This window comes from Citricoccus sp. CH26A, assembly GCF_000224415.1.
Taxonomy (GTDB): domain Bacteria; phylum Actinomycetota; class Actinomycetes; order Actinomycetales; family Micrococcaceae; genus Citricoccus.
Genome location: NZ_AFXQ01000004.1, coordinates 83,313 through 102,449, shown reverse-complemented (window position 1 = coordinate 102,449; position 19,137 = coordinate 83,313). Strand labels below are relative to the sequence as shown.

The window sequence follows — 19,137 nt, the reverse complement described above, 5'->3', positions numbered from 1 at the left end:
CCGGGCGGCCACGGAAGCGTGGAGGCATGCAGACAGACCTCCCCGCAGACCGGCTCCCCTCCGATCCGCCACCGTCCACGCCCCTGAGGCTCAAGGCCGTCGAACCGGTCGACCTGGTCAGTTACATCCAGCACACCCTGGGGTTCGTCCCCCGCAACAGCATCACGGCCATCGCCCTGGCGGGCCGTGACCTCGGAGCCGTCCTGCGCTGTGACTGGGAGCCGCGGCTCACCGACGACGGGAATGCCCTCGCCGGGTACGCACGCCAGGTGGCCGGCCATCTCACGGCCGACGAACGGGCCGACGGCAGCCTGGTGTTCCTGTTCCGCGACCCCACGGGACGACCGGGACCCGACGATGACTCCGCGGGGGTCCTCGCCGCGGCGCTGGAGATCGAACTGGCCGCGGTCGGGCTGCCCGTGCAGGAGGCGTGGTTGGTGGCGCACGGCAGGCTGTGGCACCTGGACTGTCCCGACCGGGCCGCGTGCACGGCCCACGGGTCCGCGGTGGCCCGCACCGAGACCAGCGCCCTGAACGCCGCGTTCATCATGGAGGGCTCCGTCGTCGAGGACGAGCCACCGAACGGTGGACTGCCGGTTCCCGCGGACAGCATGAGCCCCGCACTCGAGGAGGCCGTCCGGCGGATCTGCGGGGCGACGGACCCCTCCGGGGGCCACGCCGGGTGGCTGCGGGACTGGGAGCAGGTCCTGTCCGGGGCAGGACTCCCGGACGACCCGGTCGCCCGGGCCGGACTGCTCGGGGGGCTCGCGGACGTGAACCTGCGGGACACGCTGGTGGCAGCGGCGAGCTTCACGCTGCCGCGGGCGGTCTCGGGCGCGGTGTGGCTGCACGCCGTGCCGCACGAGGTGGCCGAGATCCTGGGGGCCAGTCCGCGCGAGGTCGACGGGGTGCTGTACTCCTCGGTGCTGATGGCCGCCTCCCGCCGGGCTCCGGACTGGGACCGGATCGCCCGGCTCCGCGCGGCGTGCGAACAGCTGCTGTCCGAGGCCGCCGGGGAACCGGCGGCAGCGGCGCGCTGCCTGGTCGCCTGGGTGGAATGGGCCCGGGGTCGCGGCTCCGTGGCCGGGCGCATCATCGAGGAGTGCCGGCGCTCGGACCCGGACTATCGGTTGGCGCAGGTCCTCGGTGAGGTCATCGACCGCGGGATCCTCTCAGGCTGGGCGAGACGGAGGTCCACCGCCTGGTCGGCCACGCGACGGGGCCGGTCCTGAACGAAGGCCCGTACCGGGGCCGCCGCCGGCGGATCCGTGGTGGGAGCCGGCGCATGGCATAATCGTCGGGCCTCCTGCGGCGCGCTTCATCCCCTCCCTGTCCGGAGACCGTCACGGCCCCAGCAGCCGTTCGGGAAAACCGGGAGCGGCGGGAACAAAACCGGACCGCAGGGCGTTGACCACATCACGACCCTGCTTCTGCGCGCGGGTCCGGCTCCGGGACGCGAGGTCCCGGTCTGTCCGGATTCCATCGACGCGGACTTGACAGGGTCATAGTGGTGTTGACCGTCAGGGGCCCCCAGGGACGCCCGTACGAAAGGTAATGAGTGACTACTTCTTCCAAGAAGACCGAGACCCAGGCCAACGCGTCCGTCGGTGACGCCGGCGCCGAGGACCAGGGCGCGGTGCTGGCCGGCACGCCCACTCGGAAGTCCACCGCCACGTCGCGGGCCACCAAGTCGACCGTCACCAAGTCCACGGCGGCCAAGGGCGCAGCCCGGGGCGCCGCGAAGTCGGCGGCCGCCAAGACGAACGCCAAGGCCTCGGCCGCCACGCCCGCCCCCGAGGCCGAGCCGGAGGAGGAGCCGAAGGACGCCCCGGAGGCTGTCGAGGAGGAGGCGGAGGAGGCCACCGCCGGTGGTTTCGTGGTGTCCGACTCGGACGACGACTCCCCGGTGCAGCAGGTCGTCTCGGCCGGTGCCACCGCTGACCCGGTCAAGGACTACCTCAAGCAGATCGGCAAGGTGGCGCTGCTCAACGCCGAGCAGGAGGTCGACCTCGCCCTGCGGATCGAGGCCGGGCTCTACGCCGAGCACAAGATGAAGGAGAACCCGGTCAAGGACGCTCGCCTGCGCCGTGACATGGAACTCGTCATCGCCGACGGCCGTCGTGCCAAGAACCACCTGCTGGAGGCGAACCTGCGGCTCGTCGTCTCCCTCGCCAAGCGCTACACCGGACGCGGCATGCTCTTCCTGGACCTCATCCAGGAGGGCAACCTCGGCCTGATCCGCGCGGTGGAGAAGTTCGACTACACCAAGGGCTTCAAGTTCTCCACGTACGCCACCTGGTGGATCCGCCAGGCCATCACCCGCGCCATGGCCGACCAGGCCCGGACCATCCGCATCCCGGTGCACATGGTGGAGGTCATCAACAAGCTGGCCCGCGTCCAGCGCCAGATGCTCCAGGACCTCGGCCGCGAGCCCACTCCGGAGGAGCTGGCCAAGGAACTGGACATGACCCCGGAGAAGGTGGTCGAGGTCCAGAAGTACGGCCGCGAGCCCATCTCCCTGCACACCCCGCTCGGTGAGGACGGCGACTCGGAGTTCGGCGACCTCATCGAGGACTCCGAGGCGGTCGTGCCCGCCGACGCCGTGAGCTTCACGCTGCTGCAGGAACAGCTGCACTCGGTACTCGACACCCTCGCGGAGCGTGAGGCCGGCGTGGTGGCCATGCGGTACGGCCTCACCGACGGCCAGCCGAAGACCCTGGACGAGATCGGCAAGGTCTACGGGGTGACCCGCGAGCGGATCCGGCAGATCGAGTCGAAGACCATGTCCAAGCTGCGTCACCCGTCCCGGTCCCAGGTCCTGCGCGACTACCTGGACTGATCAGCGGCCCCGTCCGGAAGGGTGGGGACAGCATGAGGGCCCGCCACCGTCCGGTGGCGGGCCCTCATGCTGTCAGGTCCGGGAGAGGGGGAGGGGCGCGGGATCAGTCCACGCTCACCGGCTCCTTCTCGAAGAGCTTGCTGGTCTCGTCCTGCCAGAGGGTGGTCTGGGGACGGAGGGTGTCCTCCACGGCACGGGCGTGGTGGCCGCAGAACAGCAGTTCGCCGCTCTGCAGGACTGCGCGGACGTAGGCCTGGGCTCCGCAACGGTCGCAACGGTCTGCGCCGGTGAGCACTGGCGGGTCCATCGTCGTAGCGGTCGTGGTGGTCATGATGGCCTCCTCATCTGCTGCCCCTGCACCCCTGGTGCGGTCCTGCGGACCGAGGGGATTCGGTATCGAGTACACCTATGGAACCACCTCTGCCCTGTTTTTGTTCGTCGACGGGCCCTATTCGGGCCCGGTTTCGCTGATTGCGTACCGAGCGCCGTTCCTGCGCGGCCCGGTTCCGACGCTGCGGGGCGCCATGCCGATACCCTGAAAGACGATCATCGACCGTGAAGGAAACCCATGTCCCGCAGCAGTGAGTACAACGCCCGGCACCTGTCCGTGCTGGAAGGCCTCGAGGCGGTGCGCAAGCGGCCCGGCATGTACATCGGCTCCACCGACTCGCGCGGCCTGATGCACTGCCTGTGGGAGATCATCGACAACTCCGTGGACGAGGCCCTGGCCGGGTTCGGCCAGTCGATCTCCATCACCCTCCACGCCGGGGGCGCCGTCGAGGTCGAGGACAACGGGCGCGGCATCCCGGTGGACATCGAACCGAGGACCGGGCTGTCTGGGGTCGAGGTGGTCTTCACCAAGCTGCACGCGGGCGGCAAGTTCGGCGGCGGCTCCTATTCGGCGTCCGGCGGCCTGCACGGCGTGGGCGCCTCCGTGGTCAACGCCCTGTCCTCACGGCTGGACGTCCAGGTGTTCCGCGGCGGCAAGGTCCACCAGCTGTCCTTCCGCCGCGGTGAGCCGGGACAGTTCCAGGACCCCGGTTCGGTGCACCGTCCGGACGCTCCGTTCACGCCCTCGGCAGACCAGTCGCCCATGGAGGTCGTCGGCAAGGCCAAGCGCGGTCAGACGGGGACCCGCGTCCGCTACTGGGCGGATGAGCAGATCTTCACGCCGGATGCCACCTTCTCCTACGAGGACCTGCAGCAGCGCGCCCGCCAGACCGCCTACCTGGTCCCGGGACTGAAGATCACCCTGCGCGACGAGCGGCGCCTGGCCGGGACCGCGGGTGAGTCCGGTCCGGTCGAGGAGGTCTTCCACTACGACGGCGGCATCTCCGAATTCGTCGAGCACCTCTCCTCGGCCAGCCCGGTCACCGACGTCTGGAGGCTGCAGGGATCCGGGACCTTCTCCGAGCGGGTCCCGGTCCTGGGCGCGGACGGCCGGTCGACCATGCAGGACGTGGAACGCGAGTGCGAGGTGGACATCGCCCTGCGCTGGGACGTGGGCTACGACACGACCTTCCGCTCGTTCGTCAACATCATCGCCACCCCGAAGGGCGGCACCCATCAGTCCGGGTTCGACCAGGCCCTGCTGAAGACCTTCCGGAAGGTCGTGGAGGCCAACGCGCGCAAGCTGAAGGCGGGCAACGACAAGCTGGAGAAGGACGACGTGCTGGCCGGGCTCACCGCCGTGCTGACGGTCCGGTTGGCCGAGCCGCAGTTCGAGGGCCAGACCAAGGAGGTCCTGGGCACGCCCGCGGTGCGCCCGATCGTGGCCAAGGTGGTCGAGCAACAGCTCGGCGCGATCCTGCGCTCGTCGAAGAAGCACGAGAAGAACCAGGTCGCCGTGCTCCTGGAGAAGGTCGTGGCGGAGATGAAGTCCCGCGTCTCGGCCCGCACCCACAAGGAGAACCAGCGGCGCAAGAACGCGCTGGAGACCTCCTCCATGCCCGCCAAGCTGGCGGACTGCCGCACCACGGACGTGCGGTCCTCGGAGCTGTTCATCGTGGAGGGCGACTCGGCCCTCGGCACGGCCAAGCTGGCCCGCTCCTCGGACTTCCAGGCGTTGTTCCCCATCCGGGGGAAGATCCTCAACGTGCAGAAGGCCTCCGTGGGGGACATGCTCTCCAACGCCGAGTGCGCGGCCCTGATCCAGGTGGTCGGCGGCGGCGCGGGACGCAGCTTCGACCTCTCGGCGGCCCGGTACGGCAAGGTCATCCTCATGACCGACGCCGACGTGGACGGCGCCCACATTCGCACCCTATTGCTGACCCTGTTCTTCCGGTACATGCGCCCGATGGTGGAGGAGGGCCGGGTCTACGCCGCGGTGCCGCCGCTGCACCGCGTCGAGGTGATCCACTCCGGGTCGAAGGCCAACGAGGTGGTCTACACGTACTCGGAGAACGAGCTGCACCGGCTGCTGGCGGACCTGCAGAAGGCCGGGAAGAACTACAAGGAACCCATCCAGCGGTACAAGGGGCTCGGCGAGATGGACGCGGACCAGCTGGCGGACACCACCATGGACCCGCGCCAGCGCATGCTCCGGCGAGTGACCATCCCGGAGGCCGAGGAGGCCCTGCAGCAGGCCGAGCACGTGTTCGACCTGCTCATGGGATCCAACGTGGCCCCCCGCAAGGACTTCATCATCTCCGGCGCGGACGACCTCGACCGCGAACGCATCGACGCGTGATCATGGTCTGATGAGCGAGGAGGGGGATGATCAGCGGATGGAGCCGGGGGACGTGACCCACTGGGGCCCGGTCACCGGTCCGGAACCGGAGCGGCCGGCCGGTGTGACGGCGGGAGGCGGCGCCGTTCCGGGATCGGGCCTGGACGCCGGTGACCTCCCGACGGGCCAGCCGGGTTATGACGCCCTGGCCGAACTCTACGACCGGAGGTTCCCGGGACCGTGGGAGCGGCCCCTGGACCGGCACTCGCTGGATGCGTTCGCCGATGCGCTGCCCCGTGGCGGGACCATCCTCGACCTCGGCTGCGGCACCGGACACGTCACGGTGGAACTGGCTTTCCGGGGCTTCCGGACGATCGGCGTGGACCCGTCCGAGCGGATGCTGGAGATCGCCCGCAAGCGCTATCCGAGCCGGACCTGGATCCCGGGGGACGCCCACTTCCCGGCCGAGTCCTCGCAGGTGCGAGCGGCCGGGCCCATCGCCGGGATCGTGGCGCGCTTCAGCCTGATCCACGTCCCGCCCGAGCAGATCCCCGCGGTGCTGGCGTCCTGGTCCGCGAACACCGAGCCCGGGTGCCGGGTCCTGGTGGTCTTCCAGTGCCTGCTCGAACCGGACCTGGACGCCCAGGAGTTCGACCACGTGGTGGCTCCGGCCTGGCGGTGGAACCCCTCGGCGCTGGCCAGGGCCCTCGACGCGGTCGGATTCGCCGAGACCTGGCGGGTCATCGTCTGCCCCGACGAGGGCCACCCCTACCCGGAATGCCACCTGAGCGCCGTCCGGCGCTGACCGGGAGGGGGTCGTGACACTCGGCTCCCCACCGCCGGCTCCGACCAGCCACCTCTGACCCGGTGCGGATCCTCACGTCGTGCCCGGTTCAGTCCGCCCGGTAGTGTGCGGCCAGCCGGCGCAGTCCCTCGTCGACGGAGACGGCGGGCGCCCAGCCCAGTGCCTGGCGGGTGCGCCGCTGGTCGAACCAGTGGGCGGTGGAGAGCTGCTCGGCGAGGAACGCGGTCAGTGGGGGTTCGTCGCCGTCGGCGCCGAGTCCACCGGCGTCCCAGAGCAGTTCGATGACGGATCCAGCCGCCCGCGCCAGGCCGGCGGGCAGGCGCAGCCGCGGCTCGGGGGCGCCCCCGGCGACGGCCATTCCGCGGATCAGCTCGCCGACGGGACGCGGCTCGCCGTTCGTGACCACGAGCGGTTCGCCGTGGACGTGGTCCACCGCGTCCACGGCGGCCACCACGGCGTCTACGGCGTTGTCCGTGTACAGCGTGTCGACCAGGGCGGCCGAGGGGCCCAGCAACGGCATCCGTCCGGCGCGGGACCGTTGCACGATCCGCTCGGTCAGCTGGGTGTCGCCCGGTCCCCACATCAGGTGCGGGCGCAGCACGAGCACGCGGAAGTCCGGCGCGTCGGCCGCCAGGGCCAGCAGTTCGCCCGCGGCCTTGGTCCGGGCGTAGTGTCCCCGGGCGTGCTCCGGGTCGGCGGGGCCGGCACCCTCCCCGACGATGGACGTGCCCGCGTGGGCGACCGAGGGCGAGGAGATGTGCACGACGCGCTCCACGCCGCAGGCGCGGGCGGCCTCGAGCACCGTGCGTGTCCCGGCGACGTTGACGGCCTCGTACTGGGCGGCGGGGCCGGAGACCGACACCTTGGCGGCGACGTGGACGACGGTGTCCCGGCCGGCCACGGCGTCGGCGACGGCCCCGGGGTCGGTGATCGACCCGGCGACGTCACGCGCGCCCGCCACCCCGGAGGGGCGGCGCTGCAGGGTCACGACGTCGTCCCCGTCCGCCACCAGCCGCCGGGCCACCCCGGCGCCGAGCAGGCCGGAGGCCCCGGTCACCAGCACGCGGCGGTTCACGGGGTGCCGACCCGTCCGCCGGCCAGCACGCCCTCCGCCCAGCGGGCCAGGCGGCTGCGGTCGATCTTGGAGTTGTGACGGATGTCCACGGGGACGCGGTCGGTGACCAGGACGGCTGCCACGGGTACGGGCAGGGCAGCCCCGCGCACCGCCGCTGCCAGGGCCGTGGGAGCCAGTCCCGGCCGGACCCGGCCCCTGTCCGGGATCCCGGCGACCTCCACGACGGCCACCACGGCCTGGGTCCCGCGCGGGCCGACGCCGACGACGGCGGAGCGGAGCACGGTATCGAGGGCGTCGATCCGGGCCTCGGGCCCGCCGGGGGCCACCGGTCCGGCCGGCGTGGTGACCACGTGCTGGAGCCGTCCCTCGATCCAGAGCCGCCCCTCGGTGTCGAGGTGCCCCACGTCCTGGGTGCGGTGCCACTGCAGGCCGTCACGGGTGTCCCGCCGGCTGAGGGCATCGGTGAGCCACAACCGGTCATAGCCGGCCTTCTGGTGCGGTGCCGAGACGACGACCTCACCGATCCGTCCGGCCGCGGCCGGCCCCTCGACCAGGTCGTCCGCGGCGGAACCGTCGTCCCTCAACGGGGCGATGGCGATGCGCACCGGACCCACCGGGCGGCCCACGCACACGCCGTCCTGCGTTCCGTCCCCGGTCGTAGCGGCCAGCTGCTCGATGGTGGGCCGGTCGATGTCGGTGAGCAGCAGGGCCTCGGTCATGCCATACGGCGAGTGGATCTCGGCCGCCGGGAAGATCCGGGCGACCTGCGCGACCAGGCGCGGGTGCACCGGGGCGCCGGCGGACAGCACCAGGTCGATACGGCCCAGCACCGACCGCTGGTCCGGGCTGAGCCGGTCCGCCGTGGCGACCACGTTGCGCAGGGCCGCCGGCGAGGCGAACAGGATCGTCGCCTGGCCGGCTGCCGCGGCCTCGGCCACTGCCGTGGCGGTGAGCGTGGCCGGCCGGGTCACCGACATGTCCGGGGTGATGGAGGTGGCCCCGATGGCCGGTCCCAGCAGGGCGAAGGGCGCGAACCCGGCCAGCAGGCTGGAGCCCGGGCGGACGTCGAACACGTCGCGCAACAGTCCGGACAGGGCGGACAGCCGCCCGTGGGTGTACACCACGCCCTTGGCCGGTCCCGTGGACCCGGAGGTGTAGAGGACCGCGGCCGGGTCGTCCGCGGCAGGCTCGTGGACCGGCCCGGCGTCACCGTCGGCGTAGCGCCGTCCAGCGTGCGCGGCGGCCAGCCGGTACAGGCTGTCCTCGACGCCCAGCGCCGCGGCCACCAGGGCGGGCAGGGTCGACACCGAGATCCGTCGACCCGGCCAGCCCTGCGCCCGGGCCACGGTGAGCCCGGGCGTCATCCCGATGATCCAGTCCGGCCGGGCCGCCCGGACGGCGCGGGTCATGCCCGGGACGCCCAGGCCGGCGTCGGCCACGACCACGACGGCACCGATGCGCAGGCACGCGTAGAGCGCCGCGGTGAGGTCGAGACCGGGGGTGACCATCATCGAGACCCGGTCTCCCGGCCTCACGCCCAGGCGCACGAGGCCCACGGCCATGGCGTCGACGACGGCGGCCAGCCGGCTCCAGCTCACGGGGGGCCGGGCGGCACCGGCCATGTCCACCAGCGCCGTGGCCGGTTCCTCGCGCCAGGCGTCGAGGAAGGACCACAATGGGCGGTAGTCCCGGTCCTGCTCCACCGGGGCCGCTGCGGCGGAGGGATCCAGCACGCCCCGGGCCCAGCGCAGGATGGGACCGGCGATGTCGACGTCCTCGGCGAGCAGGTGGCCGGCGGCCTCGAAGCGGTGCAGGTCGGCCTGCGGGAGCCGCTCGAGCAGGTCGGCGAGGTAACGGTCGAGGAAGACCGGGTCCTTCGGGCCCCAGAGGATGAGGGCCGGTTTCTGGAAGGCGGCCAGGTCGCGGGAGACGCGCTGCAGTTCCTCGTGCGAACCGTGCGCGGGGCCCACGGGGATGTCCGCGACGAACCCGCCGATGCCGCCGCGTCGGTCGGCGGAACGGTAGGGCAGGTGGTAGGCGGCCCGGACGCCGGAGTCCAGGGGCGGGTTCCCGAGGGAGGTGGTGACCTTCAGGAACGCGTCGGTGGTCACGGTGGACCCGGGCAGCAGGGGCCCGGCCAGTGCCGCCCGCAGGGGAGCGGGGATGGGTTCGGCGGGGTCCCGGTGCACGGCGGTGTTCAGCGTCATGGCACCGTCCACCAGGTCCTGGTTGCGGCCCGCCCAGCCCAGGGAGACCACACCGCCCCAGTCGTGGCCGAGGGTGAGCAGCGACTGTCCGGACCGGGCCGCGGCGTCCAGTCCGAGGGTGGTGACGAGGGCGTCGAGGTCGGCGATCCGCCCGCCCAGGGTCCGGTAGCCGGCGTCGTCGCCGAGCGGCGCCGTCCCGGCCGCGGAGGGCCGCGGGAGCCGGCCGTGGGCGAGGCGCTCGGAGAAGCCCATGTCCAGCTGGTCCGGGGCCACGACGCGCCATACCGGTCCGTCCCCGGACCGGGCGGCGTCGAGGGTCGCCGCGGCCAGGGAACGCCACAGGTAGGACCAGGTGGGATTGCCGTGGACCGCCAGGATGATCCCGTCCGGCACCAGCCCGGCCTCGGCGAGGACGTCACCGGTATCCAGGACGTGCAGGGTCCGGTCGCCGTCGAAGGTCCGCACGGTGACCAAGCGGCTCCAGGCCGGGTCCCATCCGGGAAGACCGGTGGGGACCGCGGGGGCGTGGGTGTCGGGCAGGGCGGCGGGGGAGGCGGGGACCCTCACCAGCTGATCTCCAGCATGGCCGTGTTGAGCCCGGACCCCACTCCCATGCACAGCACCCGGTCCCCCGGGGAGAGGGAGCCGGCCTCGCGGGCGAGGGTGATCGGCAGGGAGGCCGGGCCCACGTTGCCCAGCTCGGGGAACGTCACCGGGAACCGGTCCGGGTCCAGGCCGGCGGCCTCGGTGATGGAGTCGGTGTGCAGGCGCGAGACCTGGTGGGTGACGTAGCGGTCCATGTCCGACCAGCCCCAGTCGGCCGGGACCTCGTTCCAGGCGTCCATGACCAGTTCGAGGCCGTCCCGCAGCAGGGCGGTCGAGTCGGTGAACATCCCCTTGTGGTCCCCCACGCAGAGGTCGTGGTGATCGGTGCCGGCGCGGGTGATGCCGCGCAGGATGCGATGGCCCTCGGGGTGCAGGTCGGTCCGGCCCACGACGGCGGCGGAGGCGCCGGAGCCCAGGGTCAGCGAGGCGAATTGCTCCATGAAGCTGCCCCGGTCCACCGCAGCGTCCTTGAGGTTCTCCAGGGTGGCCTGCTGGACCTTGCCGGAGTCCTCACCGGCGACGACGACGGCGTAGTCGATCTGACCGGCGTCGATCAGGGAGGCGGCCAGCACCAGGCCGTTCACGAAGCCCAGGCACGCGTTGGTGATGTCGAAGTTGGTGGCCGAGGTCGGCAGGCCCATCTCGTGGTGGATGCGCACCGCCACGGAGGGCTCGAGCGTCTCCCGGGTCACCGAGGTGTTCACCATCAGCCCCACCTGGTCCGGACGCACTCCGGCCGCGGCCAGGGCGCGCCTGCCGGCCTCGGCGGCGCCGTCCTGGAAGTGGCCCGGGTGTTCCCAGTTGCGGCGGGCCTCCACCCCGGCCACCCGCTGCAGCAGTCCGCGCGGCAGGCGCAGGCGCTTGAGCACGCCGGCCAGCTCGTCATCGATCTGATCGCTCGTCACCGTGACAGGTGCCAGCACTTCCGTCACGGACAGGAGGGAAGCGTTGGAGTGACGGAAGATCGCGTTGCCTTGCACTATGGGCCTGGTCCGTTCGGGGGGTCGGTGGGCTGCTGGGTCATCGGCGGCGAGGGCCGCCGACGTCCCAGCTTATCGAACCACGGGATGGGGTGCGGCGGGAGAGGCCGTCCGTTTCTACGCCAGCAGCACCACGGGAAGGGCCATCAGTCCCAGGGCCGCGACGATGACGGCCAGCCGGACCGTCACGGACAGGGGCGGCACGGGGGCGAGCAGGCGGTAGAACCGCAGGGTCAGCGGCACCGAGCCGTCCTCCTGCACGTTCGGCACCGTCCGGCCGGCATCGGTGCCGGCCGTCCCGCGGGCGATGCCCTCCGCCTCCCCGGTCAGGACGATGGCGCGCACCAGGTCGGTGCGGTCATGGGACCTCAGTGCCGCGTCGTCGGCGAGCATCTCGGTCAGCTGCGCCACCGCGCGCCGGGCCGTCGCCGTGGTCGGCAGCCACGCCACGGCGCGGTGCCAGGACTCGAAGGCGAGCCGCAACAGGTCGTGGCGTTGGCGCAGGTGGGCCCGCTCATGGGCGACGACTGCGTTCACCTCGCGCTCGGAGAGCTGGTCGATCAGCCCCTGGGAGAGCACGGTCAGCGATCCGTTCAGTCCGGGCAGGCAGTACGCCAGGGGGACGTCGTGGGGGAGCACTCGGGTGTGGGCCTGCTCCACCGCGCGTTCGGCGGGAGGCGTGGCGAGCAGTTCGACCATCTGGCGGTGGCGGCGCCGCTGCGTGACGGTCCGCCAGGTCGTGACCGCCAGGGTCAGCACGAGGTGGCCCGCCAGCAGCACGGCACCGGTCACGGCCGCGATGCGGGCCGGCATCCAGACGTCCTCCGCGAGCCGGTCGACCCAGGTCCCGTCGGACAGGGCGGCCACGAAGGCAGGCAGGGACTCACCGAGGTGGTCACCGAAGGGACCCAGCCCCCAGGCCAGGGGCGTGCCGATCAGGGACAGTCCGCCGGCCAGGGCCACGGCCTGCCACAACACCATGGCGGTCCCCGGCGCGCGCCGGACCCAGCGGGCGCGGTCGAGCAGGACCGGGACCGGCCAGGCCAGGGCCACGGCCAGCGCAGCGAGCAGCAGGACGGACACGAGGGAAGTCTAGGGCGCACCGTGCCCCGTCGGGGTGGGCGCGTGCCGTGGACCGGTCAGTCCCCGAGGAGTCGGCGGACGGCAGCGGCCTCGTCCGGGCCGATGCCGCCCAGGAAGCGGGCCAGCACGGCCTGGCGGTCGGGCACGGAGCCGAGGACCTCGTTGAGCAGGCCGACGGTGTGGTCCTCGCGGGAGGACACGGCGCCGTACCGGTGGGGGCGGCGCCCGCCGTCGCGTTGGACCAGCCCCTTCTTCTCCAGGCGGGACAGCACGGTGAGCACCGTGGTCACGGCCAGGTCCCCGGCCAGCGTGTCGCGGACCTCGTTGGCCGTATGGGGGCCGGGGTGGTCCCACAGCAGGTCCATCACGGACCGTTCCAGGTCACCCAGGGCCACTGCGGTCTCCTCGTCTCGTCATCGGTTCCTCGCTCCCGCGGGCCTCGGCGGCGCGCGGTGCCGGAACGGGAGGGCGGTCCACACCGCCTGGTCACGTCCGGACAGGACATATTCTACAGCACGTAGAAAAGAAGGCTATCCTCGATTTCTACAGGCTGTAGAAGACTTCGGTATCCGGCTGTGCCACGGCGTCCCCGCCGAGGCGGCCGGGAAAGGCGCCCACGTGGATCCCCTGGACATCGCCCGCTGGCAATTCGGCATCACAACCGTCTACCACTTCATGATGGTCCCGCTCACGATCGGCCTCGGGCTGGTGGTGGCCACCCTGCAGACCGTGTGGCACCGCACGGGCCGGGAGCAGTACCTGCGGATGACGAAGTTCTGGGGCAAGCTCTTCCTGATCAACTTCATCATGGGCGTGGCCACCGGCATCGTCCAGGAGTTCCAGTTCGGCATGGCCTGGTCCGAGTACTCCCGGTTCGTGGGCGACGTCTTCGGCGCGCCGCTGGCCATGGAGGCCCTCGTGGCCTTCTTCCTGGAGTCCGTGTTCCTGGGCCTGTGGATCTTCGGGTGGAAGCGCCTGCCGGCGAGGATCCACCTCTCGGCCATCTGGGCCGCCGTCATCGGGTCCGTGTTCTCCGCCTACTTCATCCTCGCGGCGAACTCCTGGATGCAGCACCCGGTCGGTGTCGAGATGGTGGACGGCCGCCCCGTGATGAACGACATCTGGGCGGTGCTGACCAACAACACCCTGCTGGTGCACTTCCCGCACACGATCTTCGGCGCCGTCTCCGTGGCGGGCGCCTTCCTGCTGGGCATCGCCTGGTTCCACCTGTGGAAGCGCCGCGAGCAGGGCATCGACACCGTGCAGCCCGACGGCACGGTCGTCGTGGGCAGCACCGGCTCCCGCGCCCGGGACGAGACCGACTACCGGGTCTGGTGGGGCTCGCTGCGCTGGGGGGCCTGGATCGCGATCGTCGGCTTCCTGGGCACCGCGTTCACCGGTCACGCCCAGGCCCAGCTGATGATCCAGCAGCAACCGATGAAGATGGCCGCCGCCGAGGCCGCCTGCCACGACGGCACCGGCTTCTCCGTGCTCTCCGTCGCCGACCTGCGCAGCGAGGGCGCGACCAGTTGCGACGACATCGTCGGCGTCTTCGAGATCCCCGGCCTGCTGTCCTTCCTGGCCCACAACGACTTCACCACCGACGTGCCGGGCGTCAACACGCTGATCCCGCAGTACCAGGAGCAGTACGGCACCCACCTGCCGGACGACCCGATCTACGGCGAGCGCGCCGGGATGGAGATCGACTACCTGCCGGTCATGGAGGTCACCTACTGGGGCTTCCGGATCATGATCACCTTCGGCGGACTGGCCGCCCTGGCCGCGGCCCTCGCCCTGTGGGTCACGCGCAAGGGCACCGTGCCGCTGAGCAGGCCGCTGATGCGCCTGGCCGTGGTCGGGATCCTGGCCCCCTTCGGCGCCAACGCCGCCGGATGGATCTTCACCGAGATGGGCCGCCAACCCTTCGTCGTGGTGCCCAACCCCGACCCCACGGGCATCGACCAGGTCTGGATGTACACCGCGGCCGCGGTCTCGCCGGGGGTCTCCGCCGGGGAGGTGCTGTTCTCGCTCATCGTGCTGAGCCTCGTCTACGCCGTGCTCATGGTGGTCGAGGTCATCCTGCTCACCCGCTACGTCCGGGGCGGGGTGCCGGCCGGGATGCCCGAGCTGACCGCGGACGAGCACGACGACCACGACGGCCCGGCAGGCCCGGGCGGCCCGTCCGGTGACGGCACCCGCCATGCCGACGACGTCCTGGCCTTCGCGTACTGAGAGGTAGACAGCCCATGGATTTCCTCCCCGCCTTCTGGTTCGTCCTGATCGCCGTGCTGTGGACCGGGTACCTGGTCCTGGACGGCTTCGACCTCGGCGTCGGCATGCTCATGAAGGGGTGGGCGCGCAACGAGAGCCAGCGACGCGTCATGCTCAACACCATCGGCCCCGTCTGGGACGGCAACGAGGTGTGGCTGATCACCGCGGCCGGTGCCATGTTCGCCGCCTTCCCCCACTGGTACGCCTCGCTGTTCGCCGGGCTCTACCTGCCCCTGACGCTCACCCTGCTGGCGCTGATCCTGCGGGCGGTGTCCATCGAGTACCGGGGCAAGTCCCGTACCGCCAGGGCCCGCACCGCCTGGGACTGGTGCATGGCCGGCGGGTCGGCCGTCGCCGCCTTCAGCATCGGGCTCATGCTGGCCGTGACGACCACCGGGATGCCCCTGGACGCCAACGGCGACCGGGTCGGCGGACCCTTCGCCTGGCTGTCCTGGGAGGGCGTCACCGGTGGACTGGCCGCCGTCGGGTTCGCCCTCGCCATGGGCTGGGCCTACCTCGGCCTGAAGACCGAGGGCGGCCCGCGCGCCGCCGCGCACCACCACCTGAGCCGGTACCTGCCCCTGTACCTGCTGCCCTCGGCGGCCTGGGGCGTGCTGGTGGCCCTGCGCCAGCCGGACGCCCTGCCCTGGGTCCTGCTCGCCGCCGCCCTGTTCGCCGGGACGGTCGCCTGGCTCGCGGCCCGCGTCCGGCGTGAGGGCTGGGCCTTCACCGGCCTGGCGGGCTCGATGGCGGCCGGCGCCGCATCGGTCTTCCTGGCGGTGTTCCCGGTGGTGCTGCCCTCCACGATCGACCCGGCCCACCACCTCACGGCCTTCAACGCCTCCTCCTCGGACTACACGCTCACCGTCATGTCCTGGGTCGCCGTCGTGATGGTGCCGATCGTGCTGGCCTACTCGGCCTTCGTCTACTGGGTGTTCCGGCGCCGGCTGCACGAGACGCACATCCCCGAGTCGCACGTGGTGACGCCGGTCTGACACCAGAACTGCCCATCTCGAGGTCCGGGCGGCGCGCGCTCGCCGTCCTGGCGCTGCTCGCCGGCGTGAAGGCCGCCGGCTGGATCCTGCTGGCCGTCGGGCTGGCCCGCGGGATCGCCCACCTGGCCGAGCTGCTGCCCGCCCCGCAGAGCGGCAACCTCGCAGGACTGCTGTTCCGCCCGGACCCGGCGTCCTTCGACCCGGCCGCCCACGGGCTCACCGTGGCCGCCGGGACCGGCTCCTTCGCGGTCACGGTGGCCCTGGGCCTGGCGGGCGTGCTCGCGCGGGCCCTGGCGACCTGGGGCCAGCAGGTCTTCTCCCGCCGTGCCGCACTGGGCGCCAAGGAGGAGCTGCGCCACGGACTCGTCCGGCACCGCCTGGCGGCCGCCGGGGCGGAAGCCGAGCGGGCCGGGGAGGACTCCGTGCTGGCCGCCACCGGCCTGGACGGCCTGGACAAGTACTTCACGCAGTACCTGCCGGCGCTGCTCACGGCCGCGGTGACGCCCCTCGTGCTCGGCGTGTGGATCCTCGCCCACGACTGGGTGTCCGCCCTGGTACTCGTCCTCACCATCCCGCTGATCCCGCTGTTCATGGTCCTGATCGGCCGGTATACCGAGGACCGGGTCCAGCAGGCCGCCGAGGGGCTCGACCGGCTCTCCCACCACCTGCTCGAGCTGGCCCGTGGGTTGCCCGTCCTGGTGGGCCTGCGCCGCGCCGGCACCCAGCGCCGGGCGCTGGCCGGGGTGGCCGAGCGGTACCGGTCCACCACGATGACCACCCTGAGGACCGCGTTCATGTCCGGCTTCGCCCTCGAGCTGATCAGCACCCTGTCCGTGGCGCTGATCGCGGTGTTCATCGGGGTGCGGCTCGTCTACGGGCAGCTGGACCTCTACACGGGCCTGCTGGTGCTGATCCTCGCCCCGGAGGTGTACCTGCCGTTCCGGGACATCGGCTCCGCCCACCACGCCTCGGAGGACGGGGTGGAGGCGTTGCGTCGCGCCCGGGCCGAGGGGGACCGGCCGGTGCCGGCCTCCCTGGCGGACCGGGAGGCCGGCGGTGCGGCCGACGACGGGGACCGCGTGCGGGTCCGTGGGCTCGCCCTGGCCTACCGGGATCCCGACGGCGGGACGTTCCCGGCCGTCGTCGACGGCCTCGACCTCGACCTCGCCCCCGGGACCACCACCGTGCTGGGTGGCCCGAGCGGCACCGGCAAGACCACGGTGCTCACCGCCCTGGCCGGCGTGCTGCGTTCCGGGGAGGCCCGCGCCACCGGCGTGACCGAGGGACTGCGGGGGCGGCCGGTGGCCTGGCTCGGCCAGCACCCGCAGTTCAGTGAGCCCACCGTCGGCGAGGAACTGGCCCTCTATGCGCAGGCCGCGGGGGAGCTGGGGGAGACCGGCATCCTCGACGCGCTGGCCGCCTGTGGACTGCCCGGCCACGTGCGGCGACACCCGGACGAATTGAGCCCGGGGGAGCGGCGGCGGCTGGGGATGGCGCGGGTCCTGGTCCGCCTCATGGCCTCCCGCGCGGACCGGGCCTGGCTCGTGGTGCTGGACGAGCCGACCGCCCACCTGGACCCCGTGCATGCCGCCCGGATCCGCGAGGCGATCACCGATCTGGCCGCAGGCCGGCTGCCCGGCGGGCACAGCGTCCACGGGGCCCGGCCGCTGGTGCTCATCGCCTCCCACGACCGGGAACTGCATGCCCGGGCGGACACCGTCCTCGGCGCGGACCGGGCCCGGTCCGTGCCCGCCACTGCCGCCCGCCCCACTTCCACCGTCTCTCCTGCCGACGCGACTCCCACCGCCGCCACCGCGATCGCCGCCGGCCGTCTCCTCGCCGCGGACGGGGACCCGGTGACCGGCGGTCGCGGCCGGGGTGCCCACGGTCCCGTCCGCACGCCGGCCGCCGGGATCCGGGAGCGGTTGCGCGACCGGTGGCAGCGGTGGCGTCGCTGGCTGGCGATCCTGCCGCTGACCGAGCGGAGGTTCATCGGCGGGGTGCTGTGGGCAGCCGCCGCCACGCTGGCCGCCGCCCTGCTGTCGGGACTGTCCGGCTGGCTGATCGTGCAGGCCGCCTACCAGCCTCCCGTGCTCTACCTGCTCTCGGTGATCGTCATGGTCCGGTTCTTCGGGATCGGCCGAGCGCTGTTCCGCTACCTCGAGCGGCTCGACACCCACGACGCGGTCCTGGGCTGGGCCAACCGCCTGCGGCTGCGGCTCTGGGACGCCCTCGGCTCCCATGCGGGCCAGTGGGGGAGGCTGACCCGTTCGGGCGGCACCCTGTCCGTGCTGGTGGCGGACGTCGACGAACTGCGCGACGCCGTCCCGAGGGTCGTCGTGCCGATCCCCGCGGCCATCCTCAGCTGGCTCATCACCCTCGTCATCGTGGTGCTCATGGCCCCCGCCGCCTGGTGGCCGGCCGCCGTCGCCGGGCTGGTGGGCTTCGTCGTGGTCCCGGTCGTGGTGGGCCTGGCGGACCGGCACACCACCCGGGTCCTGGCCGATCACCGGACGGGTCTGCTGCGTCGCACCTCCGCCCTGTTCACGGCGGCGGCCGACCTGGCCGGCAACGGGGCCGCCGGACTGGCAGCGGACCGGTTCGCCGCCGCCGACCTCTCCGCCGACCGGCCCCTGAGGCGCAACGCGGTGGCGGCCGGCCTGGGGCAGGGGCTCGTCGTCCTGCTCTCCGGCTGGGCCGCCGTCCAGGCGATGGTCCTGTGCTTCACCCAGGGGGTGACGGCCCCGGTGACCGCCATGGTGGTGTTCCTGATGCTGGCCCTGGCGGAGCCGTTGGGCCTGTACAGCACCGCGTGCCAGGAGAGCGCCATCCTGCGCCGTCAGCTCGCCAAGACCGCGTCGCTGCTCGAGGAGGAGGCGATGACGGGCCCCGGTGCGGGCGTGGAGTTCCGCGAGGCGGCCGGTGCGCGGGACGGGGACGGCGTCGAGGGCATCCAGCTGTCCGGCCTCACCGTGCGGTACCCCGGCAGCGGCACGGACGTGTTCCGTGGACTGGACCTGCGCGCCCGCCGCGGTGACTTCGTGGTGGTGACCGGCCCGTCCGGGTCCGGGAAGTCGACCCTGCTGGCCGTGCTGCTCGGGTTCCTCCCGCCCCGGGAGGGCCGCTACGTGCTGGACGTGGCCACCGCGCCGCGGGCCACGCAGCGGGGCACCGAGCAGGCCCTGGGAGCCGTGGCCTGGTGCCCGCAGGAGGCCTACCTCTTCGACTCCACCCTGGCCGCCAACCTCGCCCTGGCGCGGGACCCCGCCGACCGGCCCGACGACGCCGAGCTCGAGCGGGTCCTGGACCTCGTCGGACTGGGTGACTGGCTCCGTTCCGCCCCGGCCGGCCTGCGGACCAGGCTGGGCCCGTCCGGGCACCACCTCTCGGGAGGCCAGCGCCAGCGGGTCGCCGTGGCCCGCGCGCTGCTGGCCCGGGCCGACGTCGTGCTGCTGGACGAGCCGACCGCACACCTGGGCGCCGACGAGGCCGCGGAGCTGGTGGGGGACCTGCGCCACGCCCTGCGGGGGAAGACCACCGTGATGGTCACCCACGACGCCCGCTTCGCGGCGGCGGGGACGGCGGCGGTGCGCCTCGGGTGACCCGGT

At 72.7% G+C, this 19,137-nt stretch carries 13 protein-coding genes; 7 read left to right on the top strand and 6 right to left on the bottom strand.

All coding sequences use genetic code 11. The annotated features are described in order from the left end of the window. Nucleotides 1-26 precede the first annotated feature (26 nt). Both CITRI_RS0104050 and CITRI_RS0104045 read left to right on the top strand, forming a co-directional pair. Nucleotides 27-1,232 (top strand): DUF4192 family protein, encoded by a 1,206-nt coding sequence (locus CITRI_RS0104050; protein WP_010143344.1) that lies wholly within the window; start codon nucleotides 27-29, stop codon nucleotides 1,230-1,232. 326 nt (nucleotides 1,233-1,558) lie between these two features. Beyond that, the gene (locus tag CITRI_RS0104045) at nucleotides 1,559-2,839 is read left to right on the top strand and encodes an RNA polymerase sigma factor (RefSeq protein ID WP_010143343.1); all 1,281 of its coding nucleotides are present in this window, start codon (nucleotides 1,559-1,561) and stop codon (nucleotides 2,837-2,839) included. A 103-nt stretch (nucleotides 2,840-2,942) separates the two neighbouring features. Here the strand turns inward: CITRI_RS0104045 and CITRI_RS0104040 are convergent, their stop codons facing one another. Continuing rightward, entirely contained in the window at nucleotides 2,943-3,170 is a 228-nt protein-coding gene (locus CITRI_RS0104040) for a hypothetical protein (protein ID WP_010143342.1), read from the bottom strand. Between the two features lie 237 nt (nucleotides 3,171-3,407). Here CITRI_RS0104040 and CITRI_RS0104035 point away from each other — a divergent pair, with 237 nt between their 5' ends. Together CITRI_RS0104035 and CITRI_RS0104030 are read left to right on the top strand one after the other, a co-directional pair. Further along, nucleotides 3,408-5,528 (top strand): type IIA DNA topoisomerase subunit B, encoded by a 2,121-nt coding sequence (locus CITRI_RS0104035; protein WP_010143341.1) that lies wholly within the window; start codon nucleotides 3,408-3,410, stop codon nucleotides 5,526-5,528. A gap of 10 nt (nucleotides 5,529-5,538) precedes the next feature. Continuing rightward, nucleotides 5,539-6,312 (top strand): class I SAM-dependent methyltransferase, encoded by a 774-nt coding sequence (locus CITRI_RS0104030; RefSeq protein ID WP_141565939.1) that lies wholly within the window; start codon nucleotides 5,539-5,541, stop codon nucleotides 6,310-6,312. An 88-nt stretch (nucleotides 6,313-6,400) separates the two neighbouring features. Here CITRI_RS0104030 and CITRI_RS0104025 read toward each other — a convergent pair whose 3' ends face one another. From CITRI_RS0104025 to CITRI_RS0104005, 5 genes are all read right to left on the bottom strand, one after another. Next, entirely contained in the window at nucleotides 6,401-7,387 is a 987-nt protein-coding gene (locus tag CITRI_RS0104025) for an NAD-dependent epimerase/dehydratase family protein (RefSeq protein ID WP_010143339.1), read from the bottom strand. Continuing rightward, on the bottom strand, nucleotides 7,384-10,161 hold the full coding sequence (locus CITRI_RS0104020) for an alpha/beta fold hydrolase (RefSeq protein WP_010143337.1): 2,778 nt from the start codon (nucleotides 10,159-10,161) through the stop codon (nucleotides 7,384-7,386). Before CITRI_RS0104020 ends, CITRI_RS0104025 begins: the two co-directional genes overlap by 4 nt. Then, on the bottom strand, nucleotides 10,158-11,180 hold the full coding sequence (locus tag CITRI_RS0104015; RefSeq protein ID WP_010143336.1) for a 3-oxoacyl-ACP synthase III: 1,023 nt from the start codon (nucleotides 11,178-11,180) through the stop codon (nucleotides 10,158-10,160). Before CITRI_RS0104015 ends, CITRI_RS0104020 begins: the two co-directional genes overlap by 4 nt. A gap of 117 nt (nucleotides 11,181-11,297) precedes the next feature. Then, nucleotides 11,298-12,263, bottom strand: coding sequence for a M56 family metallopeptidase (locus CITRI_RS0104010; RefSeq protein WP_010143335.1), 966 nt, complete (start codon nucleotides 12,261-12,263; stop codon nucleotides 11,298-11,300). Between the two features lie 56 nt (nucleotides 12,264-12,319). Next, nucleotides 12,320-12,658, bottom strand: a complete 339-nt coding sequence (locus CITRI_RS0104005) for a BlaI/MecI/CopY family transcriptional regulator (RefSeq protein WP_010143334.1) — start codon at nucleotides 12,656-12,658, stop codon at nucleotides 12,320-12,322. Between the two features lie 223 nt (nucleotides 12,659-12,881). On the opposite strand from CITRI_RS0104005, the gene CITRI_RS0104000 reads away from it, so the two are divergent. The 3 genes from CITRI_RS0104000 to cydC all read left to right on the top strand — a co-directional run bounded on the left by CITRI_RS0104000 (nucleotide 12,882) and on the right by cydC (nucleotide 19,131). Further along, the gene (locus tag CITRI_RS0104000) at nucleotides 12,882-14,495 is read left to right on the top strand and encodes a cytochrome ubiquinol oxidase subunit I (RefSeq protein ID WP_010143333.1); all 1,614 of its coding nucleotides are present in this window, start codon (nucleotides 12,882-12,884) and stop codon (nucleotides 14,493-14,495) included. 14 nt (nucleotides 14,496-14,509) lie between these two features. Continuing rightward, nucleotides 14,510-15,529 carry a cytochrome d ubiquinol oxidase subunit II gene (cydB, locus tag CITRI_RS0103995; protein ID WP_010143332.1) on the top strand — a complete coding sequence of 340 codons (1,020 nt, stop codon included), beginning with the start codon at nucleotides 14,510-14,512 and terminating at the stop codon, nucleotides 15,527-15,529. Nucleotides 15,530-15,594: 65 nt separating this feature from the next. Further along, entirely contained in the window at nucleotides 15,595-19,131 is a 3,537-nt protein-coding gene (gene cydC / locus CITRI_RS16235) for a thiol reductant ABC exporter subunit CydC (RefSeq protein WP_010143331.1), read from the top strand. The last annotated feature ends 6 nt before the right edge of the window (nucleotides 19,132-19,137 follow it).